This window comes from Paenibacillus sp. GM1FR, assembly GCF_002803315.1.
Classification (GTDB): Bacteria; Bacillota; Bacilli; order Paenibacillales; family Paenibacillaceae; genus Paenibacillus; species Paenibacillus amylolyticus.
In genome coordinates, this window is sequence record NZ_MKZL01000033.1 from 338,277 (window position 1) to 354,323 (window position 16,047).

Sequence of the window (16,047 nt, forward strand, 5' to 3'; positions counted from 1 at the left end):
AGTGAGCGGAAACGATATGGGTCGTAAGTGGAATAATATCAAGGAAAAGAAAGCTTCAAAAGATGCAAACACGAGCCGGGTCTACGCTAAATTCGGCGTTGAGATCTATGTAGCTGCCAAGAAGGGCGAACCCGACCCGGAAGCGAACCGTGCACTGAAAGTCGTGCTGGAACGTGCCAAAACGTATAATGTACCCAAAGCCATCATTGATCGTGCGATGGAAAAAGCAAAAGGCAGCGGGGATGAGAACTATGAAGAGTTGCGTTATGAAGGCTTCGGACCGAATGGTGCGATGGTCATCGTTGATGCACTCACCAACAATGTGAATCGTACAGCGCCGGAAGTGCGCTCTGCGTTTAACAAAAACGCTGGCAACATGGGTGTCAGTGGTTCAGTTGCTTACATGTTTGATCCAACAGCGGTTATCGGTATAGAAGGCAAAAACTCCGAGGAAGTACTGGAACTTCTGCTTGAAGCAGATGTGGATGTACGTGATATCGTGGACGAAGACGAAGCTGTAATTGTATATGCAGAACCGGATCAATTCCACGCTGTACAAGAAGCATTCAAAGCTGCGGGTGTTACTGAATTCACAGTAGCCGAGCTGACCATGCTCGCGCAAAACCATATTGAACTTCCAGAGGATGCACAAGCTCAGTTCGAGAAACTGATCGATGCGCTTGAGGACCTTGAAGATGTTCAGCAGGTTTACCATAACGTAGAGTTTGTTTAAGATAACGAGACGATACGTGGTTTGATTGTATAAAAAGAGTGTCTGACCAATCTATGGGATTGGACGGACACTCTTTTTTGTTCGTTTACGAGTCAGACTGCAACGTTCCAGGGGACTGCTCTGATTTTTCCGATTTACCCCCACCGAACTTGAACAATATAATTCCCCCAACAATGACAAGTACACCAAGCAGCTGATTCCACGAAAAAGGAATTTGCTCCAGACCGAGCCACCCCATGGAATCAAACAATAGAGCAAAGCTCAGTTGGGATGTTAGCACAATTGAGATGGCATACGTGGGACCAAGCAGCTTCATCCCTTGCACGAGACAGAAGACCACGCCAACGCCGATGGCTCCACTGAGCCAGTACCAGGGTTGCATATGCTGAAAGCTGAATGTATTCTTGCCCTCTACCAGCAGAGAGATGAGGAACGAAGCAATGAATCCAGTGAAAAGCACCATCGTTGTTGTAGACCATGAACCGGTACGTTCATTGACTTTGCTATTAAAAATCGTTTGCAGACTGACAAGTGCACCTGCCAGTAGTGCAAGCGAAATACCTGTGATTAACATGGTTGTCGAACTCCTTATTCATAAATGTTGTGACCTGTTATTTCACGTAGACCCGCCCGGTCCTTGATCATAATCAATCCCTGATGTCGTTCAATTAACCCGTCTGCACAGAGCTTCTGGATGACCCGGTTCAGGTGTCGGTAACTGGTGCCGATCAGATTCGCGATGTCGGTCAGATTGAACGCGTCCAGCTCTTCATGAACGACGTTGCCCGCTTCTTCTGTTGAGATGGAGAGCAGGTAGCTGACTAGACGAACCTCAACGGGATACATCAGGTTGAAATTGGAAAAATTCGAGTCAATGTAGAATTTGTGAGAGATGATTTTAAGCAAAAATTTAAGTAAAGGTGCATAATCGCTGGCAAGCTCAGCAAGCCATTGATAATGAATGCGAAGCATCACCACAGGTGACACGGCCTGAACCGTATTAACAATATCGCTTTCACGGACATACTCTATGTCACCGACAACTTCAAGCGGTGTTTTGAAACAAAGCACCAGCGTTTTGTCCTGAGCGGAGGTGGTGAAAATCTTGATTTTACCCTCGACCAGTACGTACAAATATTCGGAAGTTTCCCCTTCACGACAGATCAGTTCACACTTCTCAAAGTGGCATAACGTCATATGTGTACGCAGGGGCTCGTGAAATACAGTTTCGAGTTGATATTGCTTCAGATATTGTATTAATTGTTGCTCGTTATGGATCTCTTGCACGCTGTGATTCACCCCCGACGATATGTTTCAATCCTTCTCCAAAAACTATAGTTTCATAATAATGACACCAGTCACCATTAAGGCAATGCCTAGAAATTGCGGCAGTTTCATCTTTTGTTTAACCACGCCGAACCATCCGTTACTATCCACCAGAAAAGTCAGGAACAGCTGAGCAATGAGCAGAGCCGAGATCGTGAATGTAACCCCAATTTGCTGAATGGCCGTCACTTCGCTGAAAATAATGACGGCGCCAAAAGCACCTCCAGCCAAGTACATAGGTTTTACTTGTTTGAGTCCTTGAAGGTTGGTGTCTCTAACAAACATTAGGATCAGCGCCGCTAAGATGAATCCCGTCAGTTGTGTAATCGTAGCGGCCTGCCATGTACCCATGTCGGTGCTAATCCGAGTATTGGCAACCCCTTGGAGCGTGATACACGCGCCGCCCAGTAATGCAAAAATAATTCCTCTCATATGTACGCTCCTTATTCAATCACTTCGACTTCTATTATTAAATGATAAATTAACTCTGAACGCCAAGGACAAATGTCCTGAGCTTTGAAGTCACAGCATCTAGAGTACAATAAAGAACTCGGGAAATCCAGATGGGGCTTGAAGAAATGCGTGGCATATGTGCTCAGTACTCATTTTTCATCATAATCTAACGAACCAGTGACACCTTATTGTACTGATCCGATTGAATTGAGAAATCTAACGAATCTCAGCGACGTTAAATGGGCTATGTTGGGTAGAAATGGGCGGTAAAACAGGGGGAATGGAGGCATAGGGTGTCTAAGATTCGTTACTTTTGAAAATCGGCAAATATTCGCTCAATAGAGGGTGTCAGGTTCGTTAGCTATCCAAGAAATGAAACGAGAGTCTGCCCAGCGTCCCCGGAGCATAGAAAGTATCCAAAGCTCCAGGGTAGGATAGGCAATGAAAATTAGAAGCAATCAGCTAGAAGATCGTGATCCTCTCCATACAAATCAAATGATCCTATTAGATCACAGTGTACACAGGCTTCTCGCCTATAAAACGAACAGACAATTCGGGAAAACGTTCTGCCAACCTGTCTGTTAATAGCTTCATTCCCGAAGCCTCGCTCTCGGCATGCCCCATCATGATCATTGCCTTGGACTTGCCTTGTTGCACAGCATCACGGATATATTCCGGTGTTTCCCATTCAAATCCTTCTCCTGCAATGATGAGATCCAATTGCTCATTCTGAATCAAAGGAATCGTCACATGTCCATTACCACGAAAACCTACCAGTACCGCTGCGCGTCTACAGACTATTTCCGCATTGCCTGCAACGCGTACATAATCGATGCCCAGGGAACTTTTCACATGGTGAGCAATAGCTTGGGCGGTGCGTCCTTCCGGAAAAGAAAGGACGTCTGCTTCCGGTAGTCGTTGCTCCACATAAGAGGACCACCCCAAGGCCTGAATCAGTCCTTCAGTAATGCCATCCGGTTGGAAGCGGTGGATGATATCATGACATCGATAGATGGAAATGCCTGCTTCGTCGATCAACTTTCTTTTGTCCACATAAACCGAATCATTTGCAAGCCAATCCGTATAACTGTGATGGTTGTAGAAGGGGGATTCATGCGCAATGATCAAGTTTGCACCTTCCTGTATGGCTTGTTCAATAACATAATGTGTGGGCATAAAAGCAATGATAATGCCTTTGACCTTACGATCAAGTGAGCCCGTAATGAGCTGATCTACCGTGTTTTCCGGCAGTTCAATGTTATCTGTGAGATGAAGTACAACGTCTTGAACTGTAAGATCCATAGAATGCATTCCTCCAATGACAGGATATAAAGTTAGTGTACCATGTTGACATCTGAAATCTACTGCTTTCCAGATTATAGGGTCGTTTTTATTGTTTTCGGTTAATACTAAAACATACAGATTACAGTCAGTTAAAATAACAACGGAGAAATGTATTGGCTGAGTACGGATGTGGATTCATATAGTTTTCTCAAACAAGAATAAGTATACTTACATAGAGTCTTTGCTTGTAACAGATTGTGAAAGGGGATAACTACGATGACAGCAACAACTATTATGGAACGTCTGAAGAGCGAGACAGCTCATTATCACAGACAAGTAGAACAGAACCCTTATGCAAAAGCCATTATGAATCAAACTGTGACAATAGAAGAATATAGAACATATTTAGAGAAATTTTATGGATTCCTGAAACCGCTGGAAGATCAGGCTTTACAACAGCCTTTCTGGGGAAGTACGGGATTGGATATCGAGATTAGAGGCAAGGCTGGACTGTTGGAGAAAGATTTACGAAATCTGGGTGCCAGTGAAGAAGAGATCAGCCAACTTCCGCTCTGTGAAGAACTGCCGGATATTTCAACACCTGCCCGTTTGTTTGGATACCTGTATGTAATTGAGGGGTCCACGAACGGTGGACAAATCATGACCAAGCGTTTGTCGCAGTTCCTGCCCATTGAGGCTGATCGTGGTTTGGAATATTTCAATGCTTACGGCTCAGAGACAAGAACAAGATGGAGCGAGTTTACGGGGTTGCTGCAGCAGTCCATCAGTGCTCCAGAAGATCATGACAATATGGTGCATAGTGCATCAGAGACTTTCCGACTACTGGACCAGTGGATTAATACGGACAAGTAACATCCCTTTCATCAACCCAAACGCCTGTAGGGCAGATTTTTTCACATTTAAAAGGTATCTATATAAGTTGAAATAATACATTTACACCTAACGGAGAGGACAGAAAAAAGCTGGAAAAGCGAAGCGTTCGCCCAAAGCTTTCTGAAAGAAAGCTGCATCGGAAGCATACGCTTATAACCGGATTTTTCCCTCTAGAAAAGGGAATCGATAAAATCTGGGGATAACAGCGATTGGAAGATTATTCTGTCATCGTAGTGCAATGTAAATAATCATTATTTCAACTTATATAACATCATGAGAGGGGATTTTCCTGGCCATGGCCGAACCGAAGTCCAAGAAAGAACAAAATTTGTTAAACCGCACACTGCTTCATCAGGGGACTTACACGAATGATCCTATAGATCTGAATAACTGTGATAAAGAACCCATTCATATCCCCGGCTTTATTCAACCTCATGGTGTTCTTTTGGCCATCAATACCAGTCATACGCCAACAATAGTTCAGTGTAGCCAAAATACGGAGGACCATCTGGGTATTGCCTATGAAGACGTTCTGGACATGCCTTTGGAAAATCTGATTGGCAAGGAAGATGTACGCAAACTTTTGGCTAGCAGCTTCAATGCAGCTGTAACCTCTGATTTGCATTACATGGATCTGACCATTAAGGTATCCGGTGAAGACCGGATCTTTTCTTCTGTTCTTCATGAAAGTGAAGGTCTGCTTATTCTGGAAATTGAGCCTTTTTATGAAAAAGAGGACATGGAGACTACCGACTTTGAATGGATATCCCGTTTCTTTGGTCGGATCAAAAGTACAGATAGTCGCGTGGAAGCAAGTCAGATTGCGGCTGAACAGGTGGAGGGAATGCTCGGTTATGACCGGGTGATGATCTATGAGTTTGACGAGCAATGGAACGGTAAAGTAATTGCTGAAGCACGTGAACAAGAACTCGAACCATTCCTTGGACACCACTATCCGGCTTCGGATATTCCAAAACAGGCTCGGGAATTGTATCTTCGCAATTGGCTGCGAACCATTGTGAATGTCGATTATAAACCCGTCGAGATTGTACCTATGCTCCAACCGCTCACAGGCAAACCGCTAAATTTGAGTCTTTCGGTCCTGCGCAGCGTATCTCCTCTTCATATCGAATATTTGCATAATATGGGTGTAGGTGCGACCGTTACGATCTCGCTTATTCATAACAATCAACTGTGGGGACTCATCACATGCCATCATTATTCGGCCAGATATGTACCCCATCGCGTACGGAATCTGTGCAATTTTCTGGGTGCGTTTTTCTCGAATGAATTGTTCCAGCGTCAGCAACTCGATGATTATCAAGCAGAGATCCAATCACGTGAAGCCGCTTCACGAATTGCCAACATATTTATCGGTAACACAAGTCCTACCCGAGTCCTTGAGGAATTACAGGGAGAAGAAGAGACGGTGTTAAACCTGATGGGTGCTGCCGGAGCAGCAATCTGTTACCAGGACAAGTTGTTGTTGTATGGTGAAACTCCGAACAGCGGACAGATTCGTGAACTGGCAGGTTGGCTTGCAGGAAAGTCCGAGGATTATAGTTATCATACGTCGAAGCTGAGTGCAGAGTATGAAACATCCAAAGCTTATCAGGATAAGGCTTCCGGAGTTATTTATGTTGCCATTTCGCCTGGACAGCATAACTACATGCTCTGGTTCCGACCTGAGGTCGTCCAGGTTGTTGATTGGGCGGGTGACCCCGCGAAGGCAGTGTTAAAGACAGATGATGGCATGCGGTTATCTCCTCGTAAATCATTCGAGAAATGGCGTGAGGTTGTAAAATCAACTTCGTATCCTTGGACATCCAAAGAGCTGAGCGTGTTACCTTTACTCAAAACCATTGTACGTCGGCAGACAGAGAACCAGTTGGTTCAGGCTGAAGAACAAGCGCTGCAGAATGCTCGTATTTTGCGACAAAATGAACAGCGTTATTTGCAGTTAATGGATTACTCGCCCGTGGCATTTTTTACTTTGACTGACGGTCAGATTATCTACTGTAATACGAAGGCTGCCGAGCTGCTTGGGTTCGAGAGTTCCAAAAACCTGATGGGCAAGGACTTCAGGGCGTTTGTACCTGAGCAAACGAGAGTGACGTTGCAACAGAATTTTGAGGAATTAAAGCACAATAACACAAGTTTGATTACCAGCCAGTCCTATTTCACCACAGCAGCAGGTACCTCATTGTTGCTTGAAATTACACTTGCTTCTGTTACGCATGCGGGTAAGCCATCTGTGATGGTCCTACTGCACAGTGGAACGTCTCACCATGAACAGGACAATTACACCGAAACGACGAGCCAGCTGCAGAGTTATCTGAGGACTGATCCGTTAACGGATATGCCGATCCAGACAGTGTTCAAGTCACAGCTTCAAGATGACTGGGATGACTGTTTACAGGAAAAATGCAGTCTTGGACTGCTCATTATAGATATTGATGATTTCCGTTCGTATAATGCAGCATACGGCCTTCAAGGAGGCGACTTGTGTCTGCAATGGATCGGTGAGGTGCTTACGGTGGTTAGCGAACAGCATGAGGCGCAGATCTCTCGTCTTCGCGGAGGCACATTTATGCTGAAATTGAAGAGCACAACGTCACAATATTCAGCTAAACTTGCAGAAGAGATCAGACAACATGTGCTGGCTCTACAGATTCAAAGGGAATCATCCGGTCCGAGTGGAGTCGTCACTGTTAGTGTCGGTGGTGCAGTACAGGTACCAGATGAGAATTCCAATGCATCCGAACTGATCGAAAAAGCGAGTCGAGCGCTGGCTCAAGCCAAAAGTGAAGGCAAAAATCGCGCAATTGTCGTGTGATTACGCCTGTGCAACGTTCGATTTGAAACGATACAATCATTATTTGAAAAGAGTTAAATAGACATGATGAAAAGAGGGCAGAAATGCCTTCTTTTTTGTGTCCAGGAATGTTTAAATTTCGTCACCGCAGACACAGGACAAGTGATATAATGATCCCTATGGATACACTTGTTCGTATTCTGTCTTGGAGGAGGGTGAGATAACGTTCTATGAAAGACAACTCAAGACAATTGGAATTTATGGAGATAGATCTGAGTGAAGAACCTGAAACAGCAACAGTTCCGGTTCCCGATCGTTCAACCATTGTGCAGTCTGCACATGATACGATGCAGCATCGTGGAGGCATATTGTCCTCAGAGAAACGTTTTGTAGAGGAAGCAAAGCAGTGGGCAGAGATGGAGGGGGATGTATCCCCGTGGGTTCCCTTTATGAGTTACTGGCCAACGTATGGCGTGATGAATGAAGCCCAGCGCAAGTGGTATATGTTTTGGAGGAAGGAAGTACGTCAGGGGAGATACCCGGATACCGATCTGTCCTATCTATTTGTTCATATCTACGAGTTAATTAACGGCATTGGCTGGCAGAATCCTCAGGATGGTTATGATCAATTGAAGCAGCTATGGGTGAACTACCGTGAACGGCTGCCCCAATTAAATATATATATGCAAGAGTGGATGGTCGATTATGTGCTGGTCCATCAGATGGAGATGTCCTTATCCGAGGTCATGGGCCTTTCGGGCGGATACCTGCCAGCAGAGATGCTGGATAGGGAGCTGCAACGCATTTTACAGGATAATGTATCGGATATATCGCTGAATATGCTGCAAAGATATTATGATTACGATATTACGCTCAGTAAATTCTACAGAGATGGCGGCAAAGAAGTGATGGAGCAGTACATCCCGCGGGTCATGGCCTTGGTTGATTCGTACCTGGAACGTACGCGACAAGTTGGACTGTTGCCTGAGTGTGATCCTAACGATGAACGCACGATGGAGCGCATTCTGTTTCGCAAAGCAGTCTATGATGATTCGATCTATGGAAGATCGGTATCGTTCAGATATATGCCCATAGGTGAACAGGCTGAATTTGTGCAGATGGTTACGCGGATCTATCGATGTACTGAAAATAAACTTCGTGAACGGCTCGGATTCAGAGGCAGATTGCGAGGACAGACTCTTGAACCCGAACTTGCAAATCTGATTGAACGTTACCTGGACAAGGCTTATGCGATCGAGCAGGCTGAGACTGTGGAGCAACCAATGATTCGTATTGATACAGAGAAATTGGCGTCGTTACAGCAGGAAAGTGAGTACGTGCGATTGGCGCTTACAATTGAGGATGATCACCCTTCTGAAGTGAAGGATGAAGAGGTTAACAACGCAATTGTTACAAGTAATCCATTCGATGCGCTAGAAGCAAGGGATGAGATTGCTCTAACTGAAGGTTCCATGGAGTCGGAGCCATCCGCAGAAGAGATTGCAACAGGAGCGCAAGTAGAATCGATTAGGTTGCAGTGGGACGAGTCTGCTGAGGCTGATCTGGATGAAGAATGGCTGCTCTTTGCCAAGGAACTCTCCCCTCAGCAGGTACAGACGATTCATGTTCTACTTGGCGCAAGTCCAGATACGGAGCTGATGCGTCTGGCTGAGCAATATGGAACGATGCCTACGCTTCTGCTGGATGAAATTAATGATGTGGCTATGGAAACGATCGGTGATCTTCTGATTGATGGTGATCGGATTGTTCCTGATTATATAGATGTGTTCGAACATGTGAAGAGGTGATACGCAGTGACAGAACTTAAAATACCAAAGCGGCTGACCACCGCGCTTGTAAATTCATTGACAGCTGGTGTTGTCCCGCGCATAGGACTGGAGCAGATTGCTGTTGGTCGGAAACCGGAAGTGGAAGCCATCTTGCGGGATATGGATAATATTGCCGAGGGAGGCGCAGCGTTTAAACTCATTACGGGTCGTTACGGCAGCGGTAAAAGCTTTCTTTTGCAAATGATTCGTAACTATGCGATGGATCGTGACTTCGTTGTTGCGGATGCGGATCTGTCACCTGAGCGTCGATTGGTGGGAACCAAAGGGCAGGGACTTGCGACATATCGCGAACTGATGACTCGTCTGTCTACACGCACACGCCCGGATGGGGGAGCGTTGGAGCCGATTTTGCAAAAATGGATCGCAGGGCTGCAACAATCCACGATGCAGAGTCAGAACCTGCGCCCGGATGATCCCGCTTTGCCGCTTGAGGTAGAGAAACAGATTTATGCAGTGACGGGGGAGATGCAGAATCTGGTTCACGGCTTTGATTTTGCCAAAGTACTGGCGTCATACTGGAACGGGTACAAGCTGGCTGATGATGATCGCAAACAGGCGGCCCTTCGCTGGCTTCGAGGAGAATTTGCAACCAAAACGGAAGCGAAAAAAGAACTCGCTGTTGGGGTCATTATTGACGATGATAACTGGTATGACTACTTCAAATTGTGGTCTGAATTCACAGCGCGCATTGGTTACAAAGGATTGTTGTTGTTCATTGATGAAGCGGTGAATCTGTACAAAATTACAAACAGTGTCTCCCGTCAAAGCAACTATGAGAAATTGCTGACCATGTTCAATGATACGATGCAGGGCAAAGCGGAGCACCTGGGCATATTTGTAGGTGGTACCCCGCAATTTGTGGAGGATGAACGGCGCGGACTATACAGCTATGAAGCGCTTCGCTCCAGGCTTATTGATGGTCGTTATGCAGCCAAAGCGTATGCGAATTACACAGGTCCGATCCTGAAGCTGGCGATGTTATCGCATGAAGAGATTCTGATTTTGCTCCAGAAGCTGCGGCAGATTCATGCCCTGCATTTTGGATACAGCGCAAGTCTGACGGATGAACAATTGGTTGATTTTATGCAAACGGCGGTGAACCGGCTGGGTGCGGATGAATTGCTGACCACGCGTGAAGTAGTACGAGACTTTATGGATGTTCTGCATACGTTACACCAGAATCCTGAAGTGACTTATACTCAATTACTTGGCGAGCGGGTTGCCAAACCTCAGGAAACGGGTAAAGGGGCAGATGCTTCCGCGAATACAGATGATCTGGACGACTTTCTGGCGGAGTTTGAATTATGAGTGATAATCCGTTCTATCGGCTGGCGCCGTTTGTTCAGGAATTTATATATAAAAAAAGATGGGAGTCGCTTCGTCCTGCCCAGATTGAGGCCTGCAATATCTGTTTTCATACCCCGCATCATATGCTGATTGCGGCGGGAACGGCCTCCGGCAAAACGGAGGCGGCTTTTTTTCCTGCATTGACCGAGCTGTATGAACGGCCTTCCAAGTCGGTTGGTATTTTGTACATTGGACCTCTGAAAGCCCTGATTAACGATCAATTCGAACGTCTTAAGGATCTGTTATCCGAAGGAAATATTCCGGTTTGGCATTGGCACGGGGACGTACCTCAGGCGGAGAAAACAAAACTGATGAAAAATCCGTCCGGTGTGCTCCAGATAACGCCAGAATCGCTGGAAGGTCTGCTCATGAATCGACCGAATGCAATCCCGGCGCTGTTTCATGACTTGCGATATGTCATCATCGATGAGGTGCATGCTTTCATGGGAGCGGATCGGGGCATTCAAGTACTCAGCGAGCTTGCCAGAATCGAGCGTATGGCTGGCTGTGCACCGCGAAGAGTGGGTTTGTCGGCTACACTTAGTGACTATGATGCGGCTACATCCTGGCTTGCTGCCGGAACGCAGCAGGGGGTGGATGTGGTCTCTTCACCGGGGGGCCGCAAGCTGCGACTGCGGGTGGAACATTTCTCCTTTCCAGATGCACAGGACGAGGAGCAGGCGGAGCAGCTTCATAACGCACGTAAAGCGTACTACGACTTCATCTATGAGAGCACACATCGTAAAAAAGCGCTGATCTTCACCAACAGCCGAACGGATGCTGAAGTCACCATTCTTGAGATGCGGCGAGTCGCGGCTCGCAGGCAAGAGCGTGATGTGTTCCATGTGCATCATGGAAGTATCTCGGCCATGCTGAGGGAAGAGACGGAAGCTGCCCTGCGCACCGGATCGGGGCCCGCGGTTGCTGCGGCAACGGTCACGCTTGAACTGGGCATCGATCTGGGCGAACTGGAACGTGTGGTTCAGCTCGGTGCACCGTATAGTGCGTCCAGCTTTGTACAGCGTCTGGGACGTTCAGGGAGACGAGAGGACATGGCTTCGGAGATGCTTTTTGTATGTCCGGAGGAAGAGGACGAGGAAGCGCAATTGCCAGCACGTATGCCGTGGACGTTGATGCGTGCGATTGCTGTTATCGAACTCTATGTAAAAACGAAATGGGTCGAGCCGCTTGAAGCCCGCAAAATGCCCATAGGTGTGCTCTATCATCAGACGATGAGCATGTTGAAAAGTATGGGGGAGGCGGAGCCGAGAGATCTTGCAGAAGCCATCCTTTCGCTGGCTCCATTTGCGTTGATTAGACCTGATCAATATCAGGTATTCCTGAATTACCTCATTGAGACGGATCATCTGCAATGGACAGAGGATCGAACATTGATCATCGGTCTGACAGGTGAGAAAATTGTGAATAATTATCGCTTCTACGCCGTGTTTAAAGACGATGAGGAACATAAAGTATTAAACGGCTCAGAAGAGATTGGTTCAATTACAACCGTGCCCCCACCTGGCTATTGCTTCTCGCTCGCAGGAAAACTGTGGAAAGTGGAAGAGGTTGATCACAAGCACAAGGCTGTGTATGTGAAGTCTGCAAAAGGTAAGGTAGATACGTTATGGCTTGGAGCGGGAGGAGATATTCATACGTCGGTAGTACAGAAAATGCGTGAAGTGTTGTCCGACTCGACCATCTATCCCTATCTGTCACCACAAGCCGTCAATCGACTTGAACGGGCGCGCCGCCTAGCTCGTGAAAGCGGACTGTTAAAGCAGGTCGTGATTCCGGCAGGGGGAGATTCGATGTACGTTCTTCCTTGGGTGGGAAGTAAATCATTCCGTACATTGGAGCGCCTGATGAAGCATAATCTGTCCAAGAAACTTGCCTTGCGTTCGGTTGTGCCCATGGAGCCATATTATTTTGTAGTATCCGGCAAGGTCGACGAACGAACATTGTTAGCCGAGATCATGAGTGAATGTCGAACGGCTGAAGACGCATCTGCGTTACTGGCTGAAGATGAAGCGCCTTATCTGGGCAAGTATGATGAATTTGTCGCGCCGCCTTTGATCCGTGAGGCTTTTGCCGTAGATGGGCTGGATCTGGAAGGATTGAAGGCAGGTTTACAGCAAACATTGGAGTGGGACTCCTCAGGCTTCAATCGGACATGACGTTTTTACGTAATCAGAGTACTCGAAGAATGGTACAGCGATCGAAGCGACTCGGTGTAATAATTTAGTTCAACTTTTTATACGGAATAGGGTTGACACCATCTCACCTCCCATGTAATATATGAAAAGTCGTCACACACGAATTACATCAAATTGCATATATCATTTCGTATAACCTCGCAGGCCGAAAGTGTACACAGGGCGAGGGTCTCTACGGGAAGCCTATACTTCCTAACTACGATGCCAAGGAATCAATGTATTCCTTGCTCGTAGTTAGGATTTTTTGCATTTAGATGGTGTCTGTGACCTTGGCATGAACCAACATGCGGGCGTATTTTTCTTATCATCAGGAGGTTTATTCACAATGAAATATTATCTGTCCGTTCTCGCGGGAGCGATGAGCTATGGCATATTATCCACGATTGTGGTTCTGGCGTACGGCGAAGGATATAAACTTGGAGAGGTTGTGGGAGCACAGCTGATCACGGGTTTTCTTCTATCCTGGATGCTGGCGCTATACACAAAATTTAGAACAAAACGTAAGTCACAGGCAAATGGCAAAGCATCAGGAGCCGTGGCACAGGTATTCAAGCGGTTGACGTGGAAACAACGTCTGATATTGATGGCTGCTGGAACACCAACCGTAATTACAGGTCTCGTGTATTATCAGTCTTTGCGTTACATTCCGGCTTCACTTGCCATTATCCTGTTGTTCCAGTTCACTTGGATTAGTGTATTGATTCAGGCGATAAGCAAACGTCAACGTCCAGACAAAGTCACGTTCCTGACGTTGATCATTCTGTTTGGTGGAACTTTGCTGGCAGCGGGTTTCCTGGAACAAGGATTGGGTGAGTTCAACGGTCTGGGTATTGCTCTTGGACTAATGGCAGCCGTAAGTTATTCCCTGTTTGTCTTGTTCAGCGGTAAAGCGGTTCCTTCAGCGCATCCAGCCTTCCGCAGTGCGTGGATGGTTACAGGCGGATTGATCCTGCTGTGCATTTTGTTCCCACCGACATTCCTCTTTAACGGATTGATCTGGAGCCAGTTGCTTGTATTTGGATTGCTACTTGGATTCTTCGGGGCATTCATTCCACCAGTACTGTTCGCTATCGGCGTTCCGCATATTGGTGGTGATATGGCCGGAATCCTTGGTGCAGTTGAGCTTCCAATTGCAGTATTGTTATCCTCAATCGTGCTCCATGAGCATGTCAGCGGATTGCAGTGGTTCGGAGTTATTATTGTGCTCATTGGTGTAGCCCTGCCAGAGTTGTATAAATTACGCATGAGACGAAGTCGAAATACACCGATCTATTCCTGAGTTATATAAAAAGGGATATTGCAAAGCATGAACGGGAATACCCGTAGATAAGCCTGAGAAATCAGGCTTTTTCTATTGAGGTAATATGGCTCAATCGCAATAGCCCAGAGGGGTCATTTTCATTGTCATGCGAATCAGGTATGCTTAATGAATACATCCGTCTGTTGATTGAATATTGATGGGACATCGAATGAGGAGTGTTTATATGAAAAGCTGGTTTGGAAAAACATGGCCTTGGTTAACGCTGGGTCTGACCGTTGTTGTACTGCTTGGATCATTTTTGGTTTATTTTATGGGCAAAGACGTATCCCCGGGATCGGGAAGTGCAGTAACAGCACAAGCTGAGACTCCGGAGGATTTGAAGGGATATGAAGTCATTGATGTGGACGTGAGCAACGATGGTTTTGGACCAGACGTTATCGAGGTGAAAGCTGGCGTACCGACCAAAATCAACTTTATTCTGACCCGGTCGGTGACACATGTGAAATCAGTGGGATCACAAAAGCTTGGCATGGATCTATACATGCAAAAGGGACCCAATTATTATACGGTCGACAAAGATCTGCCCAAGGGAGAATATGAGATCCATTGCGGCATGTACATGATATATGCAACGATTAAGGTCGTATAAGCAGAAGGAGCAAGGTTTCGGGTCACCGAGCTTTGCTCCTTTTTTTGGTGCGTGATATCATGGAAAAGTGGGTAAAATCGATCAGGAGGTGGCGAAATGAAAGCGCTATTTATTGGAGGGACAGGCACCATCAGTACGGCCATTACGGAGATGCTTGCACAGCAAGGCTGTGAACTGTATTTAATTAATCGTGGCAATCATAACGATGACTTACCTAGTGAAGTCAACGTACTTCAAGCGGATATTAATGACGAGGCACGTGTAGCGGAACTGATAGCTGATCTGGAATTTGATGTTGTGGCGGATTTTATCGCTTTTGTACCGTCTCAATTGGAGCGAGATTACCGTTTGTTCAAGGATAAAACCAAGCAGTTTATATTTATAAGTTCAGCATCAGCGTATCAGACTCCTCTGGCTGATTACCAGATCACGGAAGGTACGCCCTTATCGAATCCATATTGGGAGTATTCTCGCAACAAGATTGCCTGTGAAGACTATCTGATGAAACAATACCGCGAGCATGGATTCCCTGTGACCATCGTGCGTCCGAGCCATACGTATGGCGACAAATCGGTACCTCTCGGTGTTCATGGTGCTCAAGGCAGTTGGCAGGTTCTCAAGCGTATCCGTGAAGGAAAACCCGTTATCATCCATGGAGATGGCACCTCACTGTGGACCATTACGCACAATACTGATTTTGCCAAAGGGTTTATCGGGCTGATGGGTAATATCCATGCCATTGGTGAATCGGTACATATCACCTCGGACGAATCCGTCACTTGGAATCAGATTCATGAGATTATAGCCGGCGTGTTGGGCGTTAAGCTTCATGCGGTACATGTACCCTCCGAGTTCTTGGCAGCATGCAGTGATCAGGATCTTCGCGGCGGATTGCTGGGTGACAAAGCCAATACCGTTGTGTTTGATAACAGCAAGCTGAAACGGCTTGTTCCGGAATTTGTAGCAACGACAAGAGCCGATCAGGGCATTCGACGTACGATTGAGCATATTCTGGCGCATCCTGAATTACAGACCGAAGATCCGGAATTTGATGTATGGTGTGACAAGGTCGTTGGCGCATTGGACGAAGCGTTATTAAAGATCAGAGATGAGAAATGAGAAGTAAGGCGTTCATGATCAAGTGTTTACATTCATGCGCTTAATCGTTATAATCAAGAAAAAATGACACTTGTTAGGGGAGGCACCCCAACTTAGGACA

Annotated in this window: 13 protein-coding genes and 1 riboswitch; of the genes, 9 read left to right on the top strand and 4 right to left on the bottom strand. The window is 46.4% G+C overall.

Features of this window, described 5'->3' with window-relative positions:
* Positions 1 to 16: 16 nt before the first annotated feature.
* Positions 17 to 733, top strand: a complete 717-nt coding sequence (locus tag PAEAM_RS21590) for a YebC/PmpR family DNA-binding transcriptional regulator (protein WP_100528999.1) — start codon at positions 17 to 19, stop codon at positions 731 to 733.
* An 85-nt stretch (positions 734 to 818) separates the two neighbouring features.
* On the opposite strand, the gene PAEAM_RS21595 is transcribed toward PAEAM_RS21590, so the two are convergent.
* The 4 genes from PAEAM_RS21595 to PAEAM_RS21610 all read right to left on the bottom strand — a co-directional run bounded on the left by PAEAM_RS21595 (position 819) and on the right by PAEAM_RS21610 (position 3,814).
* Entirely contained in the window at positions 819 to 1,307 is a 489-nt protein-coding gene (locus tag PAEAM_RS21595) for a DMT family transporter (RefSeq protein WP_100528918.1), read from the bottom strand.
* Positions 1,308 to 1,321: 14 nt separating this feature from the next.
* Entirely contained in the window at positions 1,322 to 2,020 is a 699-nt protein-coding gene (locus tag PAEAM_RS21600; RefSeq protein WP_036670692.1) for a Crp/Fnr family transcriptional regulator, read from the bottom strand.
* Between the two features lie 45 nt (positions 2,021 to 2,065).
* Positions 2,066 to 2,491, bottom strand: a complete 426-nt coding sequence (locus PAEAM_RS21605) for a DMT family transporter (protein ID WP_036608521.1) — start codon at positions 2,489 to 2,491, stop codon at positions 2,066 to 2,068.
* Between the two features lie 525 nt (positions 2,492 to 3,016).
* On the bottom strand, positions 3,017 to 3,814 hold the full coding sequence (locus tag PAEAM_RS21610) for a Nif3-like dinuclear metal center hexameric protein (protein WP_100528919.1): 798 nt from the start codon (positions 3,812 to 3,814) through the stop codon (positions 3,017 to 3,019).
* Between the two features lie 258 nt (positions 3,815 to 4,072).
* Between PAEAM_RS21610 and PAEAM_RS21615 the strand changes: the two genes are divergently transcribed.
* From PAEAM_RS21615 to PAEAM_RS21650, 8 genes are all read left to right on the top strand, one after another.
* Positions 4,073 to 4,669 (top strand): biliverdin-producing heme oxygenase, encoded by a 597-nt coding sequence (locus PAEAM_RS21615; protein ID WP_100528920.1) that lies wholly within the window; start codon positions 4,073 to 4,075, stop codon positions 4,667 to 4,669.
* Positions 4,670 to 4,985: 316 nt separating this feature from the next.
* Positions 4,986 to 7,526 (top strand): diguanylate cyclase domain-containing protein, encoded by a 2,541-nt coding sequence (locus PAEAM_RS21620; protein WP_100528921.1) that lies wholly within the window; start codon positions 4,986 to 4,988, stop codon positions 7,524 to 7,526.
* A 239-nt stretch (positions 7,527 to 7,765) separates the two neighbouring features.
* Positions 7,766 to 9,313: a TerB N-terminal domain-containing protein gene (locus PAEAM_RS21625; RefSeq protein WP_243391432.1), complete on the top strand. Its 1,548-nt coding sequence runs from the start codon at positions 7,766 to 7,768 to the stop codon at positions 9,311 to 9,313.
* Positions 9,314 to 9,319: 6 nt separating this feature from the next.
* Positions 9,320 to 10,663, top strand: a complete 1,344-nt coding sequence (locus PAEAM_RS21630) for an ATP-binding protein (RefSeq protein WP_036670698.1) — start codon at positions 9,320 to 9,322, stop codon at positions 10,661 to 10,663.
* A complete protein-coding gene (locus PAEAM_RS21635; RefSeq protein ID WP_100528923.1) occupies positions 10,660 to 12,879 on the top strand; it encodes a DEAD/DEAH box helicase in 2,220 nt (739 codons plus the stop codon). The genes PAEAM_RS21630 and PAEAM_RS21635 overlap by 4 nt, the downstream gene beginning before the upstream one ends.
* A 147-nt stretch (positions 12,880 to 13,026) precedes the next feature.
* A riboswitch (purine riboswitch) is annotated at positions 13,027 to 13,137 on the top strand.
* A gap of 106 nt (positions 13,138 to 13,243) precedes the next feature.
* The gene (locus PAEAM_RS21640; protein ID WP_017688752.1) at positions 13,244 to 14,197 is read left to right on the top strand and encodes an EamA family transporter; all 954 of its coding nucleotides are present in this window, start codon (positions 13,244 to 13,246) and stop codon (positions 14,195 to 14,197) included.
* 205 nt (positions 14,198 to 14,402) lie between these two features.
* Positions 14,403 to 14,828 carry a cupredoxin domain-containing protein gene (locus PAEAM_RS21645; protein ID WP_017688751.1) on the top strand — a complete coding sequence of 142 codons (426 nt, stop codon included), beginning with the start codon at positions 14,403 to 14,405 and terminating at the stop codon, positions 14,826 to 14,828.
* Positions 14,829 to 14,924: 96 nt separating this feature from the next.
* On the top strand, positions 14,925 to 15,947 hold the full coding sequence (locus PAEAM_RS21650) for an SDR family oxidoreductase (protein ID WP_100528924.1): 1,023 nt from the start codon (positions 14,925 to 14,927) through the stop codon (positions 15,945 to 15,947).
* Positions 15,948 to 16,047 lie beyond the last annotated feature (100 nt).

Excerpts from the sequence above, each read along its gene's own strand:
- PAEAM_RS21590 (WP_100528999.1), top strand. The coding sequence starts at position 17 with ATGGGTCGTAAGTGGAATAATATCAAGGAAAAGAAAGCTTCAAAAGAT.
- PAEAM_RS21595 (WP_100528918.1), bottom strand. The coding sequence starts at position 1,307 with ATGTTAATCACAGGTATTTCGCTTGCACTACTGGCAGGTGCACTTGTC.
- PAEAM_RS21605 (WP_036608521.1), bottom strand. The coding sequence starts at position 2,491 with ATGAGAGGAATTATTTTTGCATTACTGGGCGGCGCGTGTATCACGCTC.
- PAEAM_RS21610 (WP_100528919.1), bottom strand. The coding sequence starts at position 3,814 with ATGGATCTTACAGTTCAAGACGTTGTACTTCATCTCACAGATAACATT.
- PAEAM_RS21615 (WP_100528920.1), top strand. The coding sequence starts at position 4,073 with ATGACAGCAACAACTATTATGGAACGTCTGAAGAGCGAGACAGCTCAT.
- PAEAM_RS21620 (WP_100528921.1), top strand. The coding sequence starts at position 4,986 with ATGGCCGAACCGAAGTCCAAGAAAGAACAAAATTTGTTAAACCGCACA.
- PAEAM_RS21625 (WP_243391432.1), top strand. The coding sequence starts at position 7,766 with ATGGAGATAGATCTGAGTGAAGAACCTGAAACAGCAACAGTTCCGGTT.
- PAEAM_RS21635 (WP_100528923.1), top strand. The coding sequence starts at position 10,660 with ATGAGTGATAATCCGTTCTATCGGCTGGCGCCGTTTGTTCAGGAATTT.
- PAEAM_RS21640 (WP_017688752.1), top strand. The coding sequence starts at position 13,244 with ATGAAATATTATCTGTCCGTTCTCGCGGGAGCGATGAGCTATGGCATA.
- PAEAM_RS21645 (WP_017688751.1), top strand. The coding sequence starts at position 14,403 with ATGAAAAGCTGGTTTGGAAAAACATGGCCTTGGTTAACGCTGGGTCTG.
- PAEAM_RS21650 (WP_100528924.1), top strand. The coding sequence starts at position 14,925 with ATGAAAGCGCTATTTATTGGAGGGACAGGCACCATCAGTACGGCCATT.